Raw genomic sequence first — 23,745 nt, forward strand, 5'->3', positions numbered from 1 at the left:
TTTGTATGCGGGCGCGAGGAACTTTCGTAGCGCGAAACATTGCGGGCCCGGATGGCGCGGCGGCTTGCCGGAAAGGATAAGACTGGCGGACGTCGGCGGGCGCGGCGCGCCGCCGCCTGCGCGTCAGCGCCCGCCGCCGACGTCGAGCAGCGCGCCCGTCACGTACGACGCCGCGTCGCTCAGCAGCCAGACGATCGACTCGGCGACCTCGTCGGCGTCGCCTGCGCGTCCGAGCGGCGTCTGCGCGCCGAGCCGCTCGGCACGGCCGGGCTGGCCGCCGCTCGCATGGATCTCGGTCGCGATGAGGCCCGGGCGCACCGCATTCACGCGCACGCCGTGCGGGCCGAGTTCCTTCGCGAGGCCGAGCGTCAACGTGTCGACCGCGCCCTTCGACCCCGCATAGTCGACGTACTCGTCCGGCGAGCCGAGCCGCGCGGCGATCGACGACACGTTGACGATCGCGCCGCCCGCGCCGCCGCGATCGGTCGACAGCCGCCGCGCGGCCTCGCGCGCGCACAGATACGCGCCGAGCACGTTGGTGTCGAACACGCGTTTCAGGCGCGCGGCGTCCATGTCGGCGAGCGGCAGCGACGGCGCGACGATTCCCGCATTGTTGACGAGCGCGTCGAGCCGGCCGAACGCGGACTGCACTGCGTCGAACATGGCGATCACGTCGGCTTCGTTCGCGACGTCGCCGCGCACGACGCACGCTTGCGCGCCCGTGGCGCGCACCGCGTCGGCGGTCGCGTCGGCGGCTGCCGCGTCACGTGCGTAGTTGATGCCGACTGACCAGCCGCGCGCGGCGGCGAGAAGCGCGGTCGCGCGGCCGATGCCGCGGCTCGCGCCGGTGATGAGAACGACTTTGGCGGACGGATTCGTCATTGCTTGGACCTCGGCCCAGGCGCCTCGCGCGTGCACGAAGCGTCGCGCCGGCTCACGCGTCCTGCTCCGACACGAACGTCCATTTGTCGCGCGCGGGCGGACGATACCGGGCGAGCTGATCGATGAGCGCGTCGGGTGCGGCGTCGATGCACAGCGCGTCGAAGTACGTGCGCTGCATGAAGCCTTCGTCGACAGTGTGCTCGAGGAGCGCGATGAGCGGCTGGTAGAACGCGTCGACGTTATAGAGCGCGACGGGCTTGCGGTGATAGCCGAGCTGCGCCCACGTGTAGACCTCGAAGAACTCCTCGAGCGTACCCGCGCCGCCCGGCATCGCGACGAACGCGTCCGCGAGCTCGGCCATCATCTTCTTGCGATGATGCATGTCGGGCACGACGTGCAGCTCGGTCAAGCCGGTGTGGCCGACTTCCTTGTCGTAGAGCAGCTCCGTGATGACGCCGATCGCGCGCCCGCCCGACACGATCACTTCATCGGCGATCACGCCCATCAGGCCGACGCGCCCGCCGCCGTAGACGAGCGTGAGGCCGGCGTTCGCGAGCGCGCGGCCGAACGCGCGCGCCGCTTCCGTGTAGACGGGCTTCACGCCGTTGGCCGAACCGCAATAGACGCAGACGCTCTTCATTGCTTCGCGTCCTTGCGCGGCGAACCGTCGCGCGGCGGCAGGTAGTCGTGGAACTCGCGCTTCGGCAGCTTGCCCGATACGAGATCGTCGAAGATCTGCCGCGAGCGGCCGCGCAGATACGGCGCGATCACCGAGATCACGTGCATGCTGACCTGATGCAGCTCCTCGCGAATCGCGTCCTGATCGTTGTACTTGCGCGGATGCATCACGTATTGATACGACAGCCAGTAGGTGGCGATCACGGCCATGTTGGTCGCGATCACCTCGATCTCGGCGGGCGTCGCGACGAGCTCGCCGTCGGCCGCGAGCAGCTCGCACATCTCGCGCGCGAAGCGGACCTTGTGGCTGATGATCTGCTTGAAGTGCGTTTCGAGCGTGCGGTTGCGCGCGAGCAGATCGTTCAGATCGCGATAGAGGAACCGATAGGTCCACATGAAGTCGGCCATGTACTGCAGGTACGACCACGTTTCGTCGATCGTCGGCCGATGATCTTCGGGAAAACGCAGGCGCCGTTCGATCTGCTGTTCGAACTGCGCGAAGATGCTGTTGATGATGTCGTCCTTGTTGCGGAAATGGTAGTACAGGTTGCCTGGGCTGATTTCCATTTCCTCGGCGATCGTCGTCGTCGTGACGTTCGGCTCGCCGATCTCGTTGAAGAGTTTCAACGACAACTCAAGTATCCGTTCGCGCGTGCGGCGGGGAGGTTTCGCTTCCATGTCGTCCGGCCCTGTGTTTGCCGGACAGGCGGGCGCTGCCAATACTGCTGCGTGAATCGTAGTCCGGCTCGGGTTGCTGTTTTGAAGGCTGTCGGGCGATTATAAACCGCTACCTTGCGCGTCCGGCGTATTTCGTCATCGGGGCATACCCGGCGGTGCTGCGTCGCACGCAAGCGCAAAACGCCGCGCCCCGTCTAGCCGGCGAGCTTGTGCCAGACGAGCGGGCCGAGTATGAGGCCCCAGGTGGCCACGCACGCGCAGAGCGCGACCGTGACGGCCGCGCTGCCGAGATCCTTCGCGCGCTTCGACAACTCGTGGCGCTCGAGCGAGATCCGGTCGATCGCCGTCTCGACGCTCGAGTTCAGCAGCTCGACGATCAGCACGAGCAGCACGGTGCCGATCAGGAGCGCACGCGACGCCGGCTCGACGGGCACGAACGCGGCGATCGGCAGCATGATCGCCGCGAGCGTGAGCTCCTGCCGGAACGCGCTCTCTTCGCGGATCGCGACGCGAAAGCCGTTGTATGAATTCTTGAGCGCGTACCACGCGCGCATCAGGCCGCGATTGCCCTTGTACGGGTTGTGCGGCAGCGCGAGCGGATCGTCCGGGCCGAGCGGCTCGTGCGGTTCGGGCGGCTCGTGCGTTTCAGACGGCGCGAGGCGGACGTGGGCGGGACGCGTCGCGCCGGCAGATGTGGCCGGCTTTCGCGACGAGCCGGCAGGGGGCGCTTTCGCGCGCATGGCTGGTTTCAAACGGCTGCGCCTTCGGTGTGTGGGCAGGCGGATTTCGGCAGCGGCTTCAGGTGCGATGCGAACTGCTCGGACGCTGCGCGCCACGAGAAGCGCTCGGCCCACGCGCGCGCATGCGGCCGAGCGATCTTCAGCGCCTCGAGGCATGCTTCGCGCAGGTCGTCGTTCATCGCGCCCGCGCCGCCGCTGCCGAGCACGTCGACGGGCCCCGTCACCGGATACGCAGCGACGGGCGTGCCGCACGCGAGCGCCTCGAGCAGCACGAGCCCGAACGTGTCGGTGCGGCTCGGGAACACGAACACGTCGGCCGCCGCGTATACCTTGGCGAGCTCCGCCTGCGTCAGCACGCCGAGGTAATTCGCCTCAGGATAGCGCGATTTGAGCTCGGCGAGCGCGGGCCCTTCGCCCGCGACCCATTTCGAGCCGGGCAGGTCGAGCTTCAGGAACGCCTCGACGTTCTTCTCGATCGCGACGCGGCCGACATACAGGAAGATCGGCCGCGCGGTGTTGAGCACCTTCGATTCCATCGGCTGGAAGACGTCGAGATCGACACCGCGGGTCCACAGCACGACGTTGTCGAAGCCGAAGCGCTCGAGGTCGTCCTTGACGACGGGCGTCGGCGCCATCACCGCGAGCGACGCGCCGTGGAACCACCGCAGGAAGCGGTAGGTCGCCGACAGCGGCACGCCGAAGCGCGCCTGCACGTACTCCGGAAAGCGCGTGTGGTATGCGGTCGTGAACGGCAGCTTGCGCGCGCGCGCGTAGCGGCGCGCGGCGAGCCCGAGCGGGCCTTCCGTCGCGATGTGCAGCGCGTCCGGCTCGAACGCGCTCAGGCGCTCGCGCAGCCGCCGGTACGGCAGGATCGACAGGCGGATTTCGGGATAGGTCGGGCAGGGCACCGTGCGGAATTCGAGCGGCGTGACGAGCTCGACGCGGTGGCCGAGCGCGGTGAGCTCGCGCGCGGTGCTCTTGAGCGTGCGCACGACGCCGTTGACTTGCGGCTCCCACGCATCGGTGACGATCATGATTTTCATCGCAGGCAGTCCTAGAGGGGATCAGGCGGTGGCGGCTTTGGTCTTGCGCGACAGCGCGGCGGGCGGCGTGCGCATCACGGTCCAGTAGACGACCTTCAGTTCGCCCTCCATCGTCTCGACGAGCGCGGACAGGCTTTCGACCCAGTCGCCGTCGTTGCAGTACAGCACGCCGTCGATGTCGCGGATCTCGGCCTTGTGGATATGGCCGCAAACGACGCCGTCGCAGCCGCGGCGGCGCGCTTCGTCGGTCATCACTGCTTCGAACGACGAAATGAAGTTCACGGCGTTCTTCACCTGGTGCTTCAGGTATTGCGACAGCGACCAGTACTGGAAGCCGAAGCGGCTTCTGATCCGGTTGAACCAGCGGTTCAGCACGAGGATCAGCGTGTACAGCGTGTCGCCGAGATAGGCGAGCCATTTCGCGTGCTGGATCACGCCGTCGAACAGATCGCCGTGCACGATCCACAAACGTTTGCCCGTGAGCGTCGTGTGGAACGCCTCGCCGCGCACGTGGATCTCGCCGAACGCGAGATCGCAGAACTGGCGCGCGGCTTCGTCGTGGTTGCCGGGAATGTAGACGACTTGCGTGCCCTTCCTCGCCTTGCGCAGGACCTTCTGCACCACGTCGTTGTGCGCCTGCGGCCAGTACCAGCCTTTTCTGAGCTGCCAGCCGTCGATGATGTCGCCGACGAGGTACAGGTACTCCGATTCGTTGTGCTTGAGAAAATCGAGCAGGTAGCCAGCCTGGCAGCCGCTCGTGCCGAGGTGGATGTCCGACAGCCAGATCGTCCGGTAGCGGTGCGACGCGGGCTCGTTGTCGTCGTGCCGCGTGGCGCTCGCGGCGGGAGGGCGGGCCGGCGCGAGCGTGTCGCTCGCCGCCGAGCCGGACAGGAAAGCGCTGGCGGCGTGCAGGCCAGCAGGATCACGAAAGAAGGAGGTCGCGGACGTTTTTTTGCCCATGCATGACTCGCGCCGGTTGACGTTATCGGCATTGCGCCATGCGGGCGTGACTGTGCCGTGACAGTCACGAGACGTTCTTATTACGGGGATTCAGCCGCGGCGGGGCGCGTCGACGATGCGGGTGCCGGCGAGGCGGTCGTGCGGGAACTGGCGGCTCGGGTGCAGGCGCGCGGCGAGCGCCCACAGCACGAACCAGACGGCCGTCGCGGCGAGCGTGCGAGGCACCGGGAAGCCCGCGAGCGGGTGCAGCGCGAGGGGCGGCAGGAACCACAGCCAGCCGAGCGCGTAGCGCACGAGCGCGCGGCCCGCCGACAGCGGCGCGCCGCGCGCGGTCTCGACGCGCAGCCTCCACGTCTTCATCGGCAGTGTCTGGCCGCCGTGCGTCCAGAACCAGACGAAGTACGCGCCGACGACGAGCGCGATCCATCCGGCGAGCAGGTTGTGATGATCGAGGCCGTTGCGCTGCCGCAGCGTCACGCCGAACGCGAGGCCCGCGAAGAACACGACGCCGAAGAGCAGCAGGCCCTCGTACGCGAGGGCGGCAAGCCGGCGGCGCACGCTCGGCGGCGGCGGCTCGGACGGGAGCGCGGGCGCTGTCACGAAGGAGGCTTACGAGCCGTTGAAGAGCGACGGCGCCTCGGACGGCGAGACGGGCGTCGGCGCGGGCGGCGTGGCGGCGCCCGTCGTTGCGGCCGACGCCGGCACGGGCGCCGCGGCCGGCGCGCTCGCTGCGGGCGGCGCGATGCTCGCGGTGGGCGCGCTCGCCGGATGGCGGTCGTGCGCGTTGACGAGCCGGTTGATGTCGCGGTCGGTCTTGCCGGTGGGCGGCGCGCTGACGACGGTCGGCCGGCGCCGGCGCTCGGCCGCGGCGAGCTTTTCCTTCTGCTCGGGCGATAGCTGCTGGTAAGCTTTCCAGGCTTTTTCGCGGGCCTGCGCGGACAGGTCCTTCGACACCAGATAGTTCTCGCGCGCGACGCGGCGCTGCTCGGGCGTCATCCGGACCCACTCGGTCATCCGTTCCTGCAGACGCTTTTGCGCATCAGGCGACATTTTCGGGAAGCGCGCCGCGATCTTCAGCCATTTGCGCTTGCGCTCGTCGCTGAACGAATCCCATTGATTCGCGAACGGCGCGAGCGCGACACGCTGCTGCGGCGTGAGGCGCGCCCAGGAGAGCGGGCCCGAGGGCGGCAGCGGCGGGAAGTCGGTCGACAGCGCGATCGCGGCCGATGCGATAGCGGGCGCACTCGCCGCCGCCACCGCGGCCGGTTGTGGGTGAAAGCGCGGGTAGGTGGCGGCGTACGCGACGACGAGCGCGATCACGCAACCGAAAAAGACAGCCAATCCCCGTTTTTGACTCACCCGTGCGTTCCTCTTCTTGATGCGTTGGCGTTAGTGAGTGTGCGAAAGGTACGCGTTGAACCCGTGGTCGAGGTACGCGGTGAGAGGCAGGTTGTCGCTCAGCATCGCGGCGTCGATGTCCGCGAGCTCCGCCGTGCGCTGCATGTCTTCCCAGTACGCGATGCCGATGAGCCCCGCGAGCAGCAGCGCGAGCGGCCACGCGCGCGCGAGCCGGCGCGCGAGCGACTTGCGCGGCTCGCCGGGCGGGCGCAGCTCGAGCGTGCCGGCGCTGCCGGCGAGCGCCGGCACGAGCACGACCGCGGCGTCGGGCTTCTTGCGCGCGAGCGCGGCGCGGCGCGCGGCGGCGAGCCGATCCGTCGTCGCGGCAGGCAGCGAGGCCGCGCGCTCGTCGAGCGCGCGACGCACCTTGAGGGCGAAATCGAGTTCTTCTTTCGTTGCGGGAGCGGAGCTCATAGCGTGATTCCTTTGGCCTTGAGCGCCAACGCCAATGTGTGAGTGGCCCGGGAGCAGTGCGTCTTGACGCTGCCTTCCGAACACCCCATGGCGGCGGCTGTCTCGGCGACATCCATATCCTCCCAATAACGCATCAGGAAGGCTTCCCGTTGACGCGCCGGAAGTTTCTGGATTTCGTCGTCGATGAGGGCGAGTACCTGCTCGCGCTCGAGCCGCGTCTCGCCGCTCTCGACGCCGTCGCCGTCCGCCGACTCGAGCGTCTCGAGCGGGTCGAACTCGTCGTCGTCGGTGTTGTTCAGCGACGAGAACAGGCTGACCCAGGTGTTGCGCACCTTTTGTCTGCGGAAATGGTCGTGGATCGCGTTCTGAAGGATCCGTTGAAAAAGCAGCGGCAATTCGGCGGCCGGGCGGTCGCCGTATTTCTCCGCGAGCCGAATCATCGCGTCCTGCACGATGTCGAGCGACGCGTCGTCGTCGCGCACCGTGTACGCAGCCTGCTTGAACGCGCGCCTTTCGACGCCCGCCAGAAAGTCCGCGAGTTCCTTGTCTGATGCCATTCCGTAAAGGTCTGCGCTGCGTTCTTGCGGCGTGAAAAGATCGGAAAAAATTCGTAAAACTCGCGGATGCTAACAAATTTTCGCGGCGAACGGCATCCAGTTCGGGCGGTTGGGCCGCCGGAAGGGGCGTGCGCGGCGGTTTGCCGCCGCCGCCGGCCGGGCGTTCGCCGCCGCTACTCGCAGGCGATTCGCAGGCGATTGATGCGCCGCGGGATTTTCCGCTTGACCGCCCGCCGGCGAGCCGCTATCGTTGCCAGTTCGCAACATGAGTGATGGTCACATTTGAGGCTGGCCCATGAAGCCCGCCTTTCAACTGGACGCGCCGCTTGAACCCGAGCCACAAGCCCGGCAGAGAGCACCCGATCAATTTTTTGCCGAAAATTCGAAAGGTCCAAGATGAACATGCCCAGCGCGGAATTCTCCACGTCGGAATCCCTTTCCCCTCAGAAAACCGGCTCCATCGGCGCCACCGTGCTCATGAAGGCACTGGCCGACGAGAACGTCGAATTCATCTGGGGCTACCCTGGCGGCTCGGTCCTCTACATCTACGACGAGCTGTACAAGCAAGACAAGATTCAACACGTGCTCGTGCGCCACGAGCAGGCCGCCGTGCACGCCGCGGACGGGTACTCGCGCTCGACGGGCAAGGTCGGCGTGTGCCTCGTCACGTCCGGCCCGGGCGTGACGAACGCGGTGACGGGCATCGCCACCGCCTACATGGATTCGATCCCGCTCGTCGTGATCAGCGGCCAGGTGCCGACCGCGGCGATCGGCCAGGACGCGTTCCAGGAGTGCGACACCGTCGGCATCACGCGGCCGTGCGTGAAGCACAACTTCCTCGTGAAGGACGTGCGCGAGCTCGCGGAAACCGTCAAGAAGGCGTTCTACATCGCGCGCACCGGGCGCCCGGGTCCCGTCCTCATCGACATCCCGAAGGACATCTCGAAGACGCCGTGCGAGTACGAGCCCGTCAAGAGCGTGTCGCTGCGCTCGTACAACCCGGTCACGAAAGGCCACTCGGGGCAGATCCGCAAGGCGGTGTCGTCGCTGCTGTCCGCGAAGCGTCCGTACATCTACACGGGCGGCGGCATCATCCTCGCCGACGCGGCGCGCGAACTGAACCAGTTCGCGGACCTGCTCGGCTATCCGGTCACGAACACGCTGATGGGCCTGGGCGGCTATCGCGCGTCGGACAAGAAATTCCTCGGCATGCTCGGCATGCACGGCACCTACGAAGCCAACATGGCGATGCAGCACTGCGACGTGCTGATCGCGATCGGCGCGCGCTTCGACGACCGCGTGATCGGCGATCCGGGCCACTTCGCGTCGCGTCCGCGCAAGATCATCCATATCGACATCGACCCGTCGTCGATTTCGAAGCGCGTGAAGGTCGACATCCCGATCGTCGGCGACGTGAAGGAAGTGCTGAAGGAGCTGATCGAGCAACTGCAGACGGCCGAGCACGGCCCGGACACCGAGGCGCTCGCGCAATGGTGGAAGGACATCGAGAGCTGGCGCGAGAAGGATTGCCTGAAATACGACCGCAAGAGCGAGATCATCAAGCCGCAATACGTCGTCGAGAAGCTCTGGGAGCTCACCGACGGCAACGCGTTCGTCTGCTCGGACGTCGGCCAGCATCAGATGTGGGCCGCGCAGTTCTACCGTTTCAACAAGCCGCGCCGCTGGATCAATTCGGGCGGCCTCGGCACGATGGGCTTCGGCCTGCCCGCCGCGATGGGCGTCAAGATGGCGCACCCGGACGACGAAGTCGTCTGCATCACGGGCGAAGGCTCGATCCAGATGTGCATCCAGGAGCTGTCGACCTGCAAGCAGTACGACACCCCGGTGAAGATCATTTCGCTGAACAACCGCTATCTCGGCATGGTCCGCCAGTGGCAGCAGATCGAATACAGCAAGCGCTATTCGCATTCGTACATGGATGCGCTGCCGGATTTCGTGAAGCTCGCGCAGGCGTATGGCCACGTCGGGATGCGCATCGAAAAATCCGCGGACGTCGAGCCGGCGCTCAAGGAAGCGCTGCGCCTGAAGGACCGCACCGTGTTTCTCGACTTCCAGACTGACCCGACCGAGAACGTCTGGCCGATGGTCCAGGCCGGCAAGGGCATCACCGAGATGCTGCTCGGATCGGAAGATCTGTAACGGCGCGAGGCGCCCGAGGCCGCGGGCGGCCGCCTTCACGAAGGGCGGCGCGGCACGCGGCGGGTGCTGCGCGATACGCAACGACACGGGATATTTCTGGAAGAAGCGAACATGAGACACATCATTTCCGTCCTGCTGGAAAACGAACCGGGCGCGCTGTCGCGCGTCGTCGGTCTGTTCTCGGCACGCGGCTACAACATCGAAACCTTGACGGTGGCGCCGACCGAAGACCAGTCGCTGTCGCGCCTGACCATCGTCTCCATCGGCTCCGACGACGTGATCGAACAGATCACGAAGCATCTGAACCGCCTGATCGAGGTGGTGAAAGTGGTGGACCTGACCGACGGTGCACACATCGAGCGGGAGCTGATGCTCATCAAGGTGAGGGCAGTGGGCAAGGAGCGCGAAGAAATGAAGCGGATGGCGGATATTTTCCGCGGCCGCATCATCGACGTGACCGAGAAGACCTACACGATCGAATTGACGGGTGCGAGCGACAAGCTCGACGCATTCATTCAGGCGCTGGACGCGGGCTCGATTCTCGAAACCGTGCGCACCGGCAGCTCGGGCATCGGTCGCGGCGAGCGCATTCTGAAGGTCTGACGCCGCCGCGACGAACGCGCCGGGTGCGCCGTCAGAGCCCGGCCTCACTTACGAATTTCACTGAATCAGCGAAGGAACAATCATGAAAGTTTTCTACGACAAGGACGCCGACCTCTCCCTCATCAAGGGCAAACAGGTGACGATCATCGGTTACGGCTCGCAAGGCCATGCGCACGCACTGAACCTGAAGGACAGCGGCGTGAACGTGACGGTCGGTCTGCGTCGCGGCGGCGCGTCGTGGAGCAAGGCCGAGAACGCCGGCCTCGCGGTCAAGGAAGTCGCCGAAGCCGTGAAGGGCGCGGACGTCGTGATGATGCTGCTGCCCGACGAGCAGATCGCCGCCGTCTACGCGCAGGAAGTGCACGCGAACATCAAGGAAGGCGCGACGCTCGCGTTCGCCCACGGCTTCAACGTCCACTACGGCCAGGTGATCCCGCGCGCGGATCTCGACGTGATCATGGTCGCGCCGAAGGCGCCGGGCCACACGGTGCGCGGCACGTACGCACAGGGCGGCGGCGTGCCGCACCTGATCGCGGTCGCGCAGGACAAGTCGGGCGCGGCGCGCGATATCGCGCTGTCGTACGCGGCGGCCAACGGCGGCGGCCGTGCCGGCATCATCGAAACGAACTTCCGCGAGGAGACGGAAACCGACCTGTTCGGCGAGCAGGCCGTGCTGTGCGGCGGTACCGTCGAGCTCATCAAGGCCGGTTTCGAGACGCTCGTCGAAGCGGGCTACGCGCCGGAAATGGCGTACTTCGAGTGCCTGCACGAGCTGAAGCTGATCGTCGACCTGATCTATGAAGGCGGCATCGCGAACATGAACTACTCGATCTCGAACAACGCCGAATACGGCGAGTACGTGACGGGCCCGCGCGTCGTCACCGAAGAGACGAAGAAGGCGATGAAGCAGTGCCTGACCGATATCCAGACGGGCGAATACGCGAAGAGCTTCATCCTCGAGAACAAGGCGGGCGCGCCGACGCTGCAGTCGCGCCGCCGCCTGACGGCCGAGCACCAGATCGAGCAGGTCGGCGCGAAGCTGCGCGCGATGATGCCGTGGATCGCGAAGAACAAGCTCGTCGACCAGTCGAAGAACTAAGCTGCGCATCGATATCCGGCCCTCGAATCGAGGGCCGGCGTCAAAAAGCCGCCCGAAGGCACCGGAGCCGAGGGCGGCTTTTGCTATCCTACGGGCTTTGCAATTCATCGAAGAACGAACCATGAACTATCCTCATCCGATCATCGCGCGCGAAGGCTGGCCGTTCATCGCGATCGCGGCCGTCGTCGCGCTGTTGATCCACGCCGTCGGCGGGTTCGGCCTCGCGTGGCCGTTCTGGCTGCTGCTCGTCTTCGTGGTCCAGTTCTTCCGCGATCCGCCGCGCGCGATTCCGACGCAGGCGAACGCGGTGCTGTGCCCGGCCGACGGGCGCATCGTCGCGGTCGAAATGGCGCACGATCCGTACGCGAATCGCGAAGCGCTGAAGATCAGCGTGTTCATGAACGTGTTCAATGTGCACTCGCAGCGCTCGCCCGTCGACGGCGCGGTGCAGAAGGTCGAATATTTCCCTGGCGCGTTCCTGAACGCCGCGCTCGACAAGGCGTCGGCCGAGAACGAGCGCAACGCGGTCGTGATCCAGACAGGCTCGGGCCACACCGTGACGGCCGTGCAGATCGCGGGCCTCGTCGCGCGCCGGATCCTCTGCTACGTGCGCGCGGGCGAGCCGCTGTCGCGCGGCCAGCGCTATGGTTTCATCCGCTTCGGCTCGCGCGTCGACGTGTATCTGCCGAAGGGCAGCCGGGCGCGCGTGTCGATCGGCGAGAAGGTGTCCGCGTCGTCGACGATCCTCGCCGAACTGCCCGAACAACAGTAATCGGGAAGACGTATCGATGGCCGCATTCAAACCGCGCCGGCCGCGCAACGGCAATGCCCCGTGGCCGCGGTCGTTTCGTCACAACAAATCGGTCGCGCAGGACGTCGCGCCGGTCGAGAGCCGGCGCGCCGCGCGCCAGCAGTTTTTGAGGACGCGCGGCATCTATCTGCTGCCGAACGCGTTCACGACGGCCGCGCTCTTCTGCGGCTTCTTCGCCGTCGTGCAGGCGATGAACGTGCGCTTCGAGACCGCCGCGATCGCGATATTCGCCGCGATGGTGCTCGACGGGATGGACGGCCGCGTCGCGCGCATGACGCACACGCAGAGCGCGTTCGGCGAGCAGTTCGACAGCCTGTCGGACATGGTGTCGTTCGGCGTCGCGCCCGCGCTCGTGATGTACGAGTGGGTGCTGAAGGATCTGGGGCGCTGGGGCTGGCTCGCCGCGTTCGTCTACTGCTCGGGCGCCGCGCTGCGGCTCGCGCGCTTCAACACGAACATCGGCGTCGTCGACAAGCGCTTCTTCCAGGGGCTGCCGAGCCCGGCCGCCGCGGCGCTGATCGCGGGCTTCGTGTGGCTCGCGACGGACAACCGCGTGCCGATGAAGCTCGGCTGGCTGCCGTGGGTCGCATTCGTGCTGACGATCTACGCGGGCGTGACGATGGTGTCGAACGCGCCGTTCTACAGCGGCAAGGCGCTTGACGTCAGGCACCGGGTGCCGTTCGCGGCGATCCTGCTCGTCGTTGTCGCGTTCGTGCTCGTGTCGTCCGATCCGCCGTTGATGCTGTTCGGCCTCTTCGTGCTGTACGGGCTGTCCGGCTACGTGTTCTGGGCCTATATGGCGGTGCGCGGCCGCGCGAATCCGGCGCGCTCGTCGCAGCGCGAGCACTGACGGGCGCCTCCCGGCCGGAACGGCGCCGGGAGGCGCGTCCGGATCTCGCCGGACGTCCCGAGAACGGCGGCCCGCAAGGCCGCCGTTTTTCTTGCCCGTCCGCCGCGCGGGGCGCCGTTCCGGCCCTCGATAAAAGCGCCGATTGCGCGCGGCCGGGAATGCCGCTATATTCGTCGGCATGACCGCATTTTCCCGCCTCTTCCTTCTTCTAGCCGGTGCGCCGCTACGCGCGCTAGCCTTGGCGCGCCTGCCGCGCTGACCGTTTTCGCCCTCCGTCGAGCTTCGTCTGTTGTCTAGCGTCGCCTGCGGTGGCGCGAGCTTCATCACGTGTGTTTCCCCATTCGACACCTGGAGTCCCCATGACAGACAAGCTGATCATTTTCGACACGACGTTGCGCGACGGCGAGCAATCGCCCGGTGCGTCGATGACGAAGGAAGAGAAAATCCGCATCGCGAAGCACCTTGAGCGCATGAGGGTCGACGTGATCGAAGCCGGCTTCGCGGCCAGCTCGAACGGCGATTTCGACGCGATCCATGCGATCGCGTCGCAAGTGAAGGACAGCACGATCTGCTCGCTCGCGCGCGCGAACGACAAGGACATCCAGCGCGCGGCGGATGCGCTCAAGCCCGCGAACAGCTTCCGGATCCACACGTTCATCGCGACGTCGCCGCTGCACATGGAGAAGAAGCTGCGGATGACGCCGGACCAGGTGTACGAGCAGGCGCGCCTCGCGGTGCGCTTCGCGCGCAAGTTCACCGACAACATCGAATTCTCGCCGGAAGACGGCAGCCGCTCGGACATGGATTTCCTCTGCCGCGTGCTCGAGGCCGTGATCGCCGAGGGCGCGACGACGATCAACATCGCGGACACCGTCGGCTACGGCGTGCCGGAGCTGTACGGCAACCTCGTGAAGACGCTGCGCGAGCGCATCCCGAATTCGGACAAGGCGATCTTCTCGGTGCACTGCCACAACGATCTGGGGATGGCGGTCGCGAACTCGCTCGCCGGCGTGAAGATCGGCGGCGCGCGCCAGGTCGAGTGCACGATCAACGGCCTCGGCGAGCGCGCGGGCAACACGTCGCTCGAGGAAATCGTGATGGCCGTGAAGACCCGCAAGGACTACTTCGGCCTCGATCTCGGCATCGACACGACGCAGATCGTGCCGGCGTCGAAGCTCGTGTCGCAGATCACGGGCTTCGTCGTGCAGCCGAACAAGGCGGTGGTCGGCGCGAACGCGTTCGCGCACGCGTCGGGCATCCACCAGGACGGCGTGCTGAAGGCGCGCGACACGTACGAGATCATGCGCGCGGAAGATGTCGGCTGGACCGCGAACAAGATCGTGCTCGGCAAGCTGTCGGGGCGCAACGCGTTCAAGCAGCGCCTGCAGGAGCTCGGCGTGTCGCTCGACAGCGAAGCCGAGCTGAACGCGGCGTTCGCGCGCTTCAAGGATCTCGCCGACCGCAAGGCCGAGATCTTCGACGAGGACATCATCGCGATCGTCACCGAAGAGGAATCGGCGCTCGCGCAGGAGCACGAGCACTACAAGTTCGTGTCGCTCGCGCAGCGCTCGGAGACGGGCGAGCGGCCGCAGGCGAAGGTCGTGTTCGCCGTCGACGGCGATGAGGTGGCGGGCGAGGCGAGCGGCAACGGTCCCGTCGACGCGACGTTCAACGCGATCGAGACCGAGGTCGGCAGTGGCGCCGAGCTGCTGCTGTATTCGGTCAACGCGATCACGACGGGCACGCAGGCGCAGGGCGAGGTGACGGTGCGTCTGTCGAAGAGCGGGCGGATCGTCAACGGCGTCGGCACCGATCCGGACATCGTCGCCGCGTCGGCGAAGGCGTATATCGCCGCGCTCAACAAGCTGCACTCGAACGCAGACAAGCTGAATCCGCAACGCGCGTAGCGCATGTCGCGCCCGCGCGTGCTCGGCGGGCATCGCCGCCGCGCCGCGATGAACGACGCCCCGCGGGCCGAAGGCCTCGCGGGGCGTTTTTGCTTGCGGCGTGACGAGCCGGCGCGCGCCGGCTCATGTGCACGCTGCGCCGCTTACTGCGCGGTCGGGCTGCGGAAGAACCAGCGCAAGCCCGCGCCGCGCACGTGATGAACCTGGCGCCGATAGTCGACCGTGATGTCGCGCCGCGGCGCTTCCGCGACGAACGCGTCGATCAGCTCGCGCACGTCGTGATCGATGTAGTCGGCGCGGGTCGCGTCGATGATGACGACCGCCCGATCCGGGATTTGCGCGAGATAGTGCTTGATCTGGACCTTGCCGAGAAACGATACGTCCTTGCGGAACGACAGCAGATAGTGGTCGTCGTGCTGCGCGAGCGTCGCCGGGCTGCGCAGGTTCGCGCATGCGACCGCGAACACCGAGCACGCGAGGCCGAGCGCGATGCCGGCGAGGAGATCGATCGCGAGCACGCCCGCGATCGTCGCCGCGAACGGCAGGAATGCGCCCGGACCCTGTTTCGCGACCGACGTGAAGAGCCCCGGCTTCGCGAGCTTGAAGCCCGTGTGGATTAGAATCGCCGCCAGGCTCGCGAGCGGGATCAGGTTCAGGAGCCCGGTGAGCGCGAACACGCTGACGACGAGCATCACGCCGTGCACGATCGCCGACATCCGGCTCTGCGCGCCCGCATTCACGTTGACCGAGCTGCGCACGATCACCGACGTGATCGGCAGGCCGCCGATCACGCCCGAAATGAGATTGCCGACGCCTTGCGCCTTCAGCTCGCGATTCGGCTGCGACGGCCGGCGCTTCGGGTCGATCTGCTCGACCGCTTCGAGGCTCAAGAGCGTTTCGAGGCTTGCGATGACGGCAATCGTGATCGCGATGCGCCACACGTCCGGGCTCAGCAGGTACGCGAAGTTCGGGCCGAGGTCGACGGTCTTCAGCGCGTCGCCGAGCGCGGCGAGCGACGCGAGTTCGGGCAGCGCGACCCGGTGCTCGGCGGGCGGCGCGAAGTTCGGCGACACGAAGCCGAGCAGGACCGTGGCGCCGATGCCGAGAATCACGACGGCGAGCGGCGCGGGCACGACGCGCACGAACGCGAAGCGGCGCATCGCGCGCGTTTCCCAGACGGCGAGGAGCGCGAGCGACGCGAGCGCGATCGCGCCCGACGCGAACATCGCGTGACCCGGCGCGTCGCCGTCGCCGGACAGGCCGAGCGCGAACGGCGCTTGCTTGACGATCAGCAGGATGCCGATCGCGGCGAGCATCCCTTTGATCACGGGCGACGGCACGTACGCGGCGAACCGGCCGGCCTTCAGCAGGCCGAAGCCGAACTGGATGACGCCCGACAGCAGCACGGCGAGCAGGAACGCCTGGAAGCTGCCGAGCTGCGCGATGCCGTCGACGACGATCACGACGAGGCCCGCCGCGGGGCCGCTGACGGACAGCGGCGAGCCGCTCAGCACGGCGACGACGAGGCCGCCGACGATGCCGGACACGAGGCCCGCGAACGGTTCGACGCCGGATGCGTTGGCGATTCCGAGGCAGAGCGGCAGCGCGACGAGGAACACGACGGTGCCGGCCACGAAATCGCGCGGAAACGTGGACAAGGAAGCGCGTAGAGTCTTCATAGTGAGCGGAGGAAAAACGGGTTGAGGCCGGGTGGCGGTGCCGCGGCGCCGGCCGGTCAGGCGGCCGCGGCTTCTGCGCGTTCGGCTCGCGGCGGCCGTTCGGGCGCCGCGTAGCCTGACGCCAGTTCCTTGAGGCGGCCGTCGGCGAGCGAGAAGATCCAGCCGTGCACGAGCGGGGCGGGATCGGCGCCGCGGATGATCGGCGAGCTGCGCAGCAGGCGGACCTGCTCGAGCACGTTGAGCTCGGCGAGCCGGTCGGCGGCCTCGTCGGGCGGCACGCCGTCGAGTTCCGCGCGATGGCGTGCGGCGAGCGCGCACAGCGGCGCGATACGGCGGTTCACGTGCGGCAGCTCGGGCGACGGAGGCAAGAGCGACGCGCGCACGCCGCCGCAGCCGTAGTGCCCGCAGACGATCACGTGATCGACCTTCAGCACCTTGACCGCGTACTCGAGCACGCTTGCGCAGTTGTCGTCGTCGGGCTGGAAGATGTTCGCGATGTTTCGGTGAACGAATAGTTCGCCTGGCGCACTCTGCGTGATGGCCTCCGCCGGCACGCGGCTGTCGGCGCAGCCGATCCACAGCACGCGCGGGTTCTGGCCGCGCGACAGCGCGTCGAAGAAGTCGGGCGAGCGCTCGGACGTCTCGCAGGCCCAGGCGATGTTGGCGACGAGCATGCTTTTCGGGCGATTCATTGAGGATTCCTTCCTATGCGTGCGATGGCGGCGACGCAAAGATGCATCGGCGCGGAACTGATTGCTTTCTAGATTGAAAGGTTGTTGCGAGTGATATTAGGGGTAACTCGTAATCGGAAGTTCAACTTGAAATATTTTGTTGCAATTTGTTTTCGAGGCTCGGACGATTGCACCAATCATGAATGTCGAGCTGCCGCAAAGGGTGCATGTCGCACCGAAATGGGCGTGAGACGCCCATCCAGCGGGGCTGGCGGGGAGGGGTGGATGTTTTGTTCTTGATTTCGTCGACGCGGCGGAATGGATATTGGCGCGTCAGGAAAAATGACAAGAATTTTAAAAAGCTAATGAGAAAATGATAAAAAAGTCATTTGAGAATCCGTGCGCGCCAAATGACTTTCCGTAGACTTTCTGAAAGGATGCGCCGGTCGGGCGGCCGGCGGCGGGAGATCTCAGAACAGCGTGCGGCGATCAGGGTCGTGCAGCGGGTCGGGTGTCTTTTGCGTGAGCCGCAGGATGCCGTCGTCGTCGAAGTAGAAGCTGTAGAGCATGTACCAGACGTTGTCTTCGAGGTAGCGGTACGTCCACACTTCGCGCTTCATCAGCGGAAAGTACGACGTCTCGACAGGGCGGCCGAAGTTCACGAGCACGTCGGTCCTGGTCCACTTGCCGATCTCGGCGCGATAGAACTCGAGCGGCTGCAGCACCTGCCGCACGTTGACGATGCGGTCGTGGGCGTCGATGTCGGCGGCCGTCGTGACTTCGCCCATCGGCTGCGTCGGCCACATCAGGCGCTTGCCGCCGTTCGGCAGATCGTAGACTTCGCGCGGCGGCCCCATTCGGGCGACGATCGCCGACGAGTCATCACCGGCGCGAAATTGCTGCCACGGTTGCGCGCAGCCGGCGAGAAGCGCCGCCGCGCAAGCGAACAGAACCGGGAGACGAGCGAACATGCGTTTCTCCATGAGGCGGGAATGGCGACGTTTTATCACGGCGGACGTTCGCGTGCGCGTGCCGGCCCGGAAAAGTTTGCGCCGCGGCGCTCGCGGGGCGGGGTGCTCCGGTGCGGTTCGGCGGACCCGGCGCCCGGTGCGGGCCGTGCATCGTAATCGCGAGCGGGCGGGGCGGGAACGGCAGACCCGATCGAATCGGCTGGCCGGCCGTCCGGGCGACCGATATCCGCGCCAGCACCCGTCATGCGACGTGTCCGCCGATGCGACCGCGCGCCGCGCGGCTTGCCCGTCCGGCGTGCGCTCGCCTATGATCCTGCGCTCGACGAACGGACTGCGCAGGAAACCACGCGATGTCTTCCTACTGGATGCGTTTTGCCGCCGCCGCTTCGGCGGCGCTATCCCTGACGATGCCGCCGTCGCTCGCGGCGGCCGGTGAGGCGCTCACTGCGGTGGCCGAGCCGATCCGGATCGCGCTTGTCGAGGGGATGTCGGGGCCGTTCGCGAACGCGGGTGCGGCGGTCGAGCGCAATCTGCGCTTCGGCGTCGAGCGCGTCAATGCGCAAGGCGGCGTGCGGCTGCGCGACGGCGCCCATCCGCTCGAGCTCGTCGTGCTCGACAGCAGGGGCGGCGTCGAGGACGCGCTCGTCCAGTTGCGCGCGGCGACCGACAAGGGGATCGGTTTCATCGCGCAGGGCAACGGCTCGGCCGTCGCGGCGGCGCTCGTGGCCGCGCTCGACAAGCACAACGCGCGCGACCCTGGGCGCCGCGCGCTGTTCCTCAACTATTCGGCCGACGATCCCGCGCTGACGGGCCGGGACTGCAGCTTCTGGCACTTCCGCTTCGACGCGCACGCAGGCATGCGAATGGACGCGCTCGCCGACGTGCTCGCGCGCGACCGCGCGGTGGGGAAGGTCTACCTGCTCAATCAGGACTACAGCTTCGGGCACGACGTCAGCACGCTCGCGCGCGCCGCGCTGAAGGCGCGCCGGCCGGACATCGAGATCGTCGGCGACGAGTTCCATCCGATCGGGCGCGTGAAGGACTTCGCGCCGTATGTCGCGAAGATTCGCGCGAGCGGCGCGGACGCGGTCGTGACGGGCAACTGGGGCAACGATCTGACGCTGCTCGTGCGGGCGGCGCGCGAGCAGGGGCTCGCGACGAAGTTCTACACGTTCTACGGCAACAGTCTGGACGCGCCCGCCGCGCTCGGCGACGCGGGCGTGAAGCGCGTGCTCGCGGTCGCCGACTGGCATCCAAACGCGGGCGGCGCGCAGTCCGATGCGTTCTACCGGGCGTTCCGCGCGCGCTTTCCGGCGCCGCAGGACGATTATCCGGTGCGGCGGATGAGCGAGATGGTCGAGATGGTCGCGGCGGCGATGACGCGTGCGGGCTCGGCCGATCCGGTCGCGGTTGCGAAGGCGCTCGAAGGAATGCGATACGACGACGGATTCCATCCGGCGCAGATGCGCGCGGCCGATCACCAGTTGATCCAACCCCTTTACGTGATCGAGATGGATCGCGCCGGCGCGCCGGGCGTGCGTTTCGACAACGCGGGGTCGGGCTACGGGTTCCGGACGGTGCACGAGCTGCCTCCCGCGCGGGACGCGGCGCCCGCTGCATGCCGCATGAAACGCCCGTGAAGGCGGGGTTCGCCGGCCGTGCGACTTGTGCTACAATGCGCGCCGGTTGCAAATCACGGCACGGCCTTTCTTCCGTGTCCGCCTGTTCAGTCGAAAGGAAATCAAATGTCTGTTGCTGATATCAAGAAGTCGGAAGTTGTTGCTCAGTTCGCGCGCGGCGCCAACGATACGGGCTCGCCCGAAGTGCAGGTCGCACTGCTGACGGCGCGCATCACGGAACTGACGGGTCACTTCAAGACCCACGCGAAGGACCACCACAGCCGCCGCGGCCTGCTGCGCATGGTGAGCCGCCGCCGCAAGCTGCTCGACTACCTCAAGGGCAAGGATGCCGACCGCTACCGCGCGCTGATCGAGAAGCTGGGTCTGCGCAAGTAATCGGGGCGTTGCTCGCCTCCAGCAAGATGCCTGTGTCAGTCTGCTGATACAGGCATTTTGTTTTTTCGCGGCATGCACGATGCTTGCCGCCGGGCTGTCGAAGCCCACAACCGGCCAGGCGCACAAGGGTTGAGCTTTGTGTCATTCCAGCGCGCTGTTCGCGTCCCGCACGACGCCGGGCGGCGAGCAAGGCGCTGGAATGGCATAAAAAACACACCTCTTCCCATGTGGCCCGGTCGCGCCATCGCCGCGCCGGCCTCGTCCGCGCACGGCGTTCGATAACGAACGAAAAGGAGCGACCATGTCTCTGTTCAATAAAGTCGTGAAGGAATTCCAATGGGGCCAGCACAAGGTGCGCCTCGAAACCGGCGAAATCGCGCGCCAGGCTAGCGGCGCCGTCGTCGTCGACATCGAGGACACCGTCGTCCTCGCGACCGTCGTCGGCGCGAAGTCGGCGAAGCCGGGCCAGGATTTCTTCCCGCTCACCGTCGACTACATCGAGAAGACCTACTCGGCCGGCAAGATCCCGGGCGGCTTCTTCCGCCGCGAGGGCCGTCCGTCGGAGCACGAGACGCTGACCTCGCGCCTCATCGACCGGCCGCTGCGCCCGCTCTTCCCGGAGGGCTTCTACAACGAAGTGCAGGTCGTGATTCACGTTCTGTCGGTGAACCCGGAAATTCCGGCCGACATCCCGGCGCTCATCGGCGCATCGGCTGCGCTCGCCGTGTCCGGCCTGCCGTTCAACGGCCCGGTCGGCGCCGCGCGCGTCGCGTACGTGAACAATGAATACGTGCTGAACCCGACGCGCGCGCAGATCAAGGCGTCGCGCCTCGACCTCGTCGTCGCGGGAACGGAGCGTGCGGTGCTGATGGTCGAATCCGAAGCGGATCAGTTGCCGGAAGACGTGATGCTCGGCGCGGTCGTGTTCGGCCACGAGCAGATGCAGACCGCGATCGACGCGATCCATGAGCTCGTGCGCGAAGGCGGCAAGCCCGAGTGGGACTGGCAGCCGGCGCCGAAGGACGAGGCGCTGAACGCGCGCGTGACCGAGCTCGCGCAGCCGGAACTGCTCGCCGCCTACCAGATCCGCGACAAGCAGGCGCGCTCGACGAAGCTGAAGGAAGTGTACGCGGCGACGTCGGCGAAGCTGGAAGAAGACGCGCTGGCGGCCGGCACGGTCGCGGCCGACAAGGCAACCGTCGGCAACATCCTGTTCGACCTCGAGGCGAAGATCGTCCGCGGCCAGATCCTGGGCGGCGAGCCGCGCATCGACGGCCGCGACACGCGCACCGTGCGTCCGATCGAGATCCGCACGGGCGTGCTGCCGCGCACCCACGGTTCGGCGCTGTTCACGCGCGGCGAGACGCAGGCGCTGGTGGTCGCGACGCTTGGCACGAAGGGCGACGAGCAGATCATCGACGCGCTCGAAGGCGAGTACCGCGACCGCTTCATGCTCCACTACAACATGCCCCCGTTCGCGACCGGCGAAACGGGCCGCGTCGGCTCGCCGAAGCGCCGCGAAATCGGCCACGGCCGGCTCGCGAAGCGCGCGCTCGTCGCGTGCCTGCCGAGCGCCGACGAATTCGGCTACTCGATCCGCGTCGTGTCGGAAATCACCGAGTCGAACGGTTCGTCGTCGATGGCGTCGGTGTGCGGCGGCTGCCTCGCGCTGATGGATGCCGGCGTGCCGATGAAGGCGCACGTCGCGGGCATCGCGATGGGTCTGATCCTCGAAGGCAACAAGTTCGCGGTGCTGACCGACATCCTTGGCGACGAAGATCACCTCGGCGACATGGACTTCAAGGTGGCGGGCACGGCGGAAGGCGTGACCGCGCTGCAGATGGACATCAAGATCCAGGGCATCACGAAGGAAATCATGCAGGTCGCGCTCGCGCAGGCGAAGGAAGGCCGCATGCATATCCTCGGCAAGATGAAGGAAGCGGTCGCGGGTGCGAACACGCAACTGTCCGAATTCGCGCCGCGCATGATCACGATCAAGATCAACCCGGAAAAGATCCGCGACGTGATCGGCAAGGGCGGTTCGGTGATTCGCGCGCTGACGGAAGAAACCGGCACGACGATCGACATTTCGGACGACGGCGTCGTGACGATCGCGAGCACGAACAGCGAAGGCATGGCCGAGGCGAAGAAGCGCATCGAGAACATCACGGCCGAGATCGAAGTCGGTCAGGTGTACGAAGGCACGGTGCTGAAGCTCCTCGATTTCGGCGCGATCGTGAACCTGCTGCCGGGCAAGGACGGTCTGCTGCACATCTCCGAGATCGTCAACGAGCGCGTGAAGGACATCAACGACTACCTGAAGGAAGGCCAGCAGGTGAAGGTCAAGGTGATCCAGACGGACGAGAAGGGGCGCGTGCGCCTGTCGGCGAAGGCGCTGCTGAACGAAGCGGCCGCCCAGACGGACACGCCGCCGCAGCAGTAAGCGGCAAGGCGACGGCCGGCAGCGCGAACGCGCGCCGGCCGTTTTTCACAGGATGGACCGGTTTGCGGGGTGCGGCATCGCACGCGCAAACCCGTCACGATCTTGGAGCGACGTGCATGAAAGCGATCGAAATCACCGAATTCGGCGCGCCGGACGTGCTGAAGCTGACGGAGCGGCCGCAGCCGGAGCCGAAGCGCGGCGAGGTGCTGATCAAGGTGGCGGCGTCCGGCGTCAACCGCCCGGACGTGTTCCAGCGAAAGGGCGCTTATGCGCCGCCTCCCGGCGCATCGGATCTGCCGGGTCTCGAGGTGGCGGGCGCGATCGTCGGCGGCGATCTGTCCGATCCCGCGGCGAACCCGTTCGGGCTGAAGCTCGGCGACCGCGTCTGCGCGCTGCTCGCGGGCGGCGGCTATGCGCAATACGTCGCGGCGCCGCTCGCGCAGTGTCTGCCGGTGCCGAAGGGGTTGACCGACATCGAGGCCGCTTCGCTGCCCGAGACGTTCTTCACCGTCTGGAGCAACGTGTTCGATCGCGCGCAACTGGGCGCGGGCGAGGGCGGCGCGCAGGAAACGCTCCTCGTGCAGGGCGGCTCGAGCGGCATCGGCGTGGCGGCGATCCAGATCGCGCATGCACTCGGCTTTCGCGTGTTCGCGACTGCGGGCACGGACGACAAGTGCCGCGCCTGCGAAACGCTTGGCGCGGAGCGCGCGATCAACTACAAGACTGAGGATTTCGTCGAGGTCGTGAAGTCGCTCACGCACGATCGCGGCGTCGACGTGATTCTCGACATGGTCGCGGGCGCGTACGTGCCGCGCGAACTGACGGCGCTCGCGGACGGCGGGCGGCTCGTCGTGATCGCACTCCTCGGCGGCGCGAAGTCGGAAATCAACGTGGCCGAGATCCTGCGGCGGCGCCTCACGATCACGGGCTCGACGCTTCGGCCGCGCCCCGTCGAATTCAAGGCGCGCATCGCCGCGCAACTGAAGGCGCGCGTGTGGCCGCTCGTCGAGGACGGGCGCGTGAAGCCCGTCGTCTATCGCGCGCTGCCGGCCGCGCAGGCCGCTGACGCGCATGCGCTGATGGAAAGCAGCGAGCACGTCGGCAAGATCGTGCTCGATTGGGGTGCGAACGCTTGACATCGGTCGTTTGACCGGTTCTCTAGCGTCGCAGTAAAATCGCGGGTTCG

The 23,745-nt window shown here is 66.9% G+C and carries 23 protein-coding genes; 10 read left to right on the top strand and 13 right to left on the bottom strand.

Annotation, left to right across the window (positions count from 1 at the left end):
* Positions 1-123: 123 nt before the first annotated feature.
* The 10 genes from WS92_RS16400 to WS92_RS16445 all read right to left on the bottom strand — a co-directional run bounded on the left by WS92_RS16400 (position 124) and on the right by WS92_RS16445 (position 7,350).
* Positions 124-882 carry an SDR family oxidoreductase gene (locus WS92_RS16400; protein WP_015600657.1) on the bottom strand — a complete coding sequence of 253 codons (759 nt, stop codon included), beginning with the start codon at positions 880-882 and terminating at the stop codon, positions 124-126.
* 52 nt (positions 883-934) lie between these two features.
* Entirely contained in the window at positions 935-1,522 is a 588-nt protein-coding gene (locus WS92_RS16405) for an LOG family protein (protein WP_006025080.1), read from the bottom strand.
* Complete coding sequence (locus tag WS92_RS16410; protein ID WP_006025081.1) at positions 1,519-2,238, bottom strand: TetR/AcrR family transcriptional regulator; 720 nt, start codon at positions 2,236-2,238, stop codon at positions 1,519-1,521. Before WS92_RS16410 ends, WS92_RS16405 begins: the two co-directional genes overlap by 4 nt.
* A gap of 194 nt (positions 2,239-2,432) precedes the next feature.
* Positions 2,433-2,978, bottom strand: a complete 546-nt coding sequence (locus WS92_RS16415; protein ID WP_059934730.1) for a diacylglycerol kinase — start codon at positions 2,976-2,978, stop codon at positions 2,433-2,435.
* Positions 2,979-2,986: 8 nt separating this feature from the next.
* Entirely contained in the window at positions 2,987-4,021 is a 1,035-nt protein-coding gene (locus tag WS92_RS16420; protein WP_015601507.1) for a glycosyltransferase family 4 protein, read from the bottom strand.
* 21 nt (positions 4,022-4,042) lie between these two features.
* Positions 4,043-4,981 (bottom strand): UDP-2,3-diacylglucosamine diphosphatase, encoded by a 939-nt coding sequence (locus WS92_RS16425; RefSeq protein ID WP_006025084.1) that lies wholly within the window; start codon positions 4,979-4,981, stop codon positions 4,043-4,045.
* A gap of 90 nt (positions 4,982-5,071) precedes the next feature.
* A complete protein-coding gene (locus tag WS92_RS16430; protein ID WP_059934731.1) occupies positions 5,072-5,581 on the bottom strand; it encodes an RDD family protein in 510 nt (169 codons plus the stop codon).
* A gap of 9 nt (positions 5,582-5,590) precedes the next feature.
* Positions 5,591-6,340, bottom strand: coding sequence for a DUF3106 domain-containing protein (locus WS92_RS16435; protein ID WP_015601828.1), 750 nt, complete (start codon positions 6,338-6,340; stop codon positions 5,591-5,593).
* Positions 6,341-6,370: 30 nt separating this feature from the next.
* On the bottom strand, positions 6,371-6,793 hold the full coding sequence (locus tag WS92_RS16440; RefSeq protein WP_006025087.1) for a DUF3619 family protein: 423 nt from the start codon (positions 6,791-6,793) through the stop codon (positions 6,371-6,373).
* On the bottom strand, positions 6,790-7,350 hold the full coding sequence (locus WS92_RS16445) for an RNA polymerase sigma factor (RefSeq protein ID WP_015601210.1): 561 nt from the start codon (positions 7,348-7,350) through the stop codon (positions 6,790-6,792). The genes WS92_RS16440 and WS92_RS16445 overlap by 4 nt, the downstream gene beginning before the upstream one ends.
* A 396-nt stretch (positions 7,351-7,746) precedes the next feature.
* Here WS92_RS16445 and WS92_RS16450 point away from each other — a divergent pair, with 396 nt between their 5' ends.
* The 6 genes from WS92_RS16450 (at position 7,747) to WS92_RS16475 (ending at position 14,780) form a co-directional block, all read left to right on the top strand.
* The gene (locus tag WS92_RS16450) at positions 7,747-9,510 is read left to right on the top strand and encodes an acetolactate synthase 3 catalytic subunit (RefSeq protein WP_006025089.1); all 1,764 of its coding nucleotides are present in this window, start codon (positions 7,747-7,749) and stop codon (positions 9,508-9,510) included.
* Positions 9,511-9,621: 111 nt separating this feature from the next.
* Complete coding sequence (gene ilvN, locus WS92_RS16455; protein WP_004186134.1) at positions 9,622-10,113, top strand: acetolactate synthase small subunit; 492 nt, start codon at positions 9,622-9,624, stop codon at positions 10,111-10,113.
* A gap of 82 nt (positions 10,114-10,195) precedes the next feature.
* Positions 10,196-11,212: a ketol-acid reductoisomerase gene (gene ilvC, locus WS92_RS16460; RefSeq protein WP_006025090.1), complete on the top strand. Its 1,017-nt coding sequence runs from the start codon at positions 10,196-10,198 to the stop codon at positions 11,210-11,212.
* A 121-nt stretch (positions 11,213-11,333) separates the two neighbouring features.
* Positions 11,334-11,984 carry a phosphatidylserine decarboxylase gene (locus WS92_RS16465; protein ID WP_006025091.1) on the top strand — a complete coding sequence of 217 codons (651 nt, stop codon included), beginning with the start codon at positions 11,334-11,336 and terminating at the stop codon, positions 11,982-11,984.
* A 16-nt stretch (positions 11,985-12,000) separates the two neighbouring features.
* Positions 12,001-12,873, top strand: coding sequence for a CDP-diacylglycerol--serine O-phosphatidyltransferase (gene pssA / locus WS92_RS16470; protein ID WP_009892204.1), 873 nt, complete (start codon positions 12,001-12,003; stop codon positions 12,871-12,873).
* A 359-nt stretch (positions 12,874-13,232) separates the two neighbouring features.
* On the top strand, positions 13,233-14,780 hold the full coding sequence (locus WS92_RS16475; protein ID WP_006025093.1) for a 2-isopropylmalate synthase: 1,548 nt from the start codon (positions 13,233-13,235) through the stop codon (positions 14,778-14,780).
* A gap of 143 nt (positions 14,781-14,923) precedes the next feature.
* On the opposite strand, the gene WS92_RS16485 is transcribed toward WS92_RS16475, so the two are convergent.
* The 3 genes from WS92_RS16485 to WS92_RS16495 all read right to left on the bottom strand — a co-directional run bounded on the left by WS92_RS16485 (position 14,924) and on the right by WS92_RS16495 (position 18,101).
* Complete coding sequence (locus tag WS92_RS16485) at positions 14,924-16,459, bottom strand: SulP family inorganic anion transporter (protein ID WP_059934733.1); 1,536 nt, start codon at positions 16,457-16,459, stop codon at positions 14,924-14,926.
* A 56-nt stretch (positions 16,460-16,515) separates the two neighbouring features.
* Positions 16,516-17,151 (bottom strand): carbonic anhydrase, encoded by a 636-nt coding sequence (locus tag WS92_RS16490; RefSeq protein ID WP_059934734.1) that lies wholly within the window; start codon positions 17,149-17,151, stop codon positions 16,516-16,518.
* 449 nt (positions 17,152-17,600) lie between these two features.
* Positions 17,601-18,101, bottom strand: a complete 501-nt coding sequence (locus tag WS92_RS16495) for a hypothetical protein (RefSeq protein WP_009911785.1) — start codon at positions 18,099-18,101, stop codon at positions 17,601-17,603.
* Between the two features lie 350 nt (positions 18,102-18,451).
* On the opposite strand from WS92_RS16495, the gene WS92_RS16500 reads away from it, so the two are divergent.
* The 4 genes from WS92_RS16500 (at position 18,452) to WS92_RS16515 (ending at position 23,695) form a co-directional block, all read left to right on the top strand.
* Complete coding sequence (locus tag WS92_RS16500) at positions 18,452-19,741, top strand: branched-chain amino acid ABC transporter substrate-binding protein (RefSeq protein ID WP_059934735.1); 1,290 nt, start codon at positions 18,452-18,454, stop codon at positions 19,739-19,741.
* Positions 19,742-19,846: 105 nt separating this feature from the next.
* On the top strand, positions 19,847-20,116 hold the full coding sequence (gene rpsO / locus WS92_RS16505; RefSeq protein ID WP_004185828.1) for a 30S ribosomal protein S15: 270 nt from the start codon (positions 19,847-19,849) through the stop codon (positions 20,114-20,116).
* A 301-nt stretch (positions 20,117-20,417) separates the two neighbouring features.
* A complete protein-coding gene (gene pnp, locus WS92_RS16510) occupies positions 20,418-22,559 on the top strand; it encodes a polyribonucleotide nucleotidyltransferase (RefSeq protein WP_006025098.1) in 2,142 nt (713 codons plus the stop codon).
* Positions 22,560-22,675: 116 nt separating this feature from the next.
* Positions 22,676-23,695 (top strand): NAD(P)H-quinone oxidoreductase, encoded by a 1,020-nt coding sequence (locus WS92_RS16515; protein WP_059934736.1) that lies wholly within the window; start codon positions 22,676-22,678, stop codon positions 23,693-23,695.
* The last annotated feature ends 50 nt before the right edge of the window (positions 23,696-23,745 follow it).

The sequence above is a fragment of the Burkholderia sp. MSMB1588 genome (assembly GCF_001546925.1).
In the GTDB taxonomy this organism is placed as follows: Bacteria; Pseudomonadota; Gammaproteobacteria; order Burkholderiales; family Burkholderiaceae; genus Burkholderia; species Burkholderia humptydooensis.

Coding starts and splice junctions, on each gene's coding strand:
- WS92_RS16410 (WP_006025081.1), bottom strand. CDS start 2,238: ATGGAAGCGAAACCTCCCCGCCGCACGCGCGAACGGATACTTGAGTTG.
- WS92_RS16425 (WP_006025084.1), bottom strand. CDS start 4,981: ATGGGCAAAAAAACGTCCGCGACCTCCTTCTTTCGTGATCCTGCTGGC.
- WS92_RS16495 (WP_009911785.1), bottom strand. CDS start 18,101: ATGTTCGCTCGTCTCCCGGTTCTGTTCGCTTGCGCGGCGGCGCTTCTC.
- WS92_RS16405 (WP_006025080.1), bottom strand. CDS start 1,522: ATGAAGAGCGTCTGCGTCTATTGCGGTTCGGCCAACGGCGTGAAGCCC.
- WS92_RS16500 (WP_059934735.1), top strand. CDS start 18,452: ATGTCTTCCTACTGGATGCGTTTTGCCGCCGCCGCTTCGGCGGCGCTA.
- WS92_RS16420 (WP_015601507.1), bottom strand. CDS start 4,021: ATGAAAATCATGATCGTCACCGATGCGTGGGAGCCGCAAGTCAACGGC.
- WS92_RS16445 (WP_015601210.1), bottom strand. CDS start 7,350: ATGGCATCAGACAAGGAACTCGCGGACTTTCTGGCGGGCGTCGAAAGG.
- WS92_RS16490 (WP_059934734.1), bottom strand. CDS start 17,151: ATGAATCGCCCGAAAAGCATGCTCGTCGCCAACATCGCCTGGGCCTGC.
- WS92_RS16475 (WP_006025093.1), top strand. CDS start 13,233: ATGACAGACAAGCTGATCATTTTCGACACGACGTTGCGCGACGGCGAG.
- WS92_RS16465 (WP_006025091.1), top strand. CDS start 11,334: ATGAACTATCCTCATCCGATCATCGCGCGCGAAGGCTGGCCGTTCATC.
- WS92_RS16515 (WP_059934736.1), top strand. CDS start 22,676: ATGAAAGCGATCGAAATCACCGAATTCGGCGCGCCGGACGTGCTGAAG.
- ilvC (WP_006025090.1), top strand. CDS start 10,196: ATGAAAGTTTTCTACGACAAGGACGCCGACCTCTCCCTCATCAAGGGC.
- WS92_RS16400 (WP_015600657.1), bottom strand. CDS start 882: ATGACGAATCCGTCCGCCAAAGTCGTTCTCATCACCGGCGCGAGCCGC.
- WS92_RS16485 (WP_059934733.1), bottom strand. CDS start 16,459: ATGAAGACTCTACGCGCTTCCTTGTCCACGTTTCCGCGCGATTTCGTG.
- WS92_RS16415 (WP_059934730.1), bottom strand. CDS start 2,978: ATGCGCGCGAAAGCGCCCCCTGCCGGCTCGTCGCGAAAGCCGGCCACA.
- WS92_RS16440 (WP_006025087.1), bottom strand. CDS start 6,793: ATGAGCTCCGCTCCCGCAACGAAAGAAGAACTCGATTTCGCCCTCAAG.
- pssA (WP_009892204.1), top strand. CDS start 12,001: ATGGCCGCATTCAAACCGCGCCGGCCGCGCAACGGCAATGCCCCGTGG.
- WS92_RS16450 (WP_006025089.1), top strand. CDS start 7,747: ATGAACATGCCCAGCGCGGAATTCTCCACGTCGGAATCCCTTTCCCCT.
- ilvN (WP_004186134.1), top strand. CDS start 9,622: ATGAGACACATCATTTCCGTCCTGCTGGAAAACGAACCGGGCGCGCTG.
- pnp (WP_006025098.1), top strand. CDS start 20,418: ATGTCTCTGTTCAATAAAGTCGTGAAGGAATTCCAATGGGGCCAGCAC.
- rpsO (WP_004185828.1), top strand. CDS start 19,847: ATGTCTGTTGCTGATATCAAGAAGTCGGAAGTTGTTGCTCAGTTCGCG.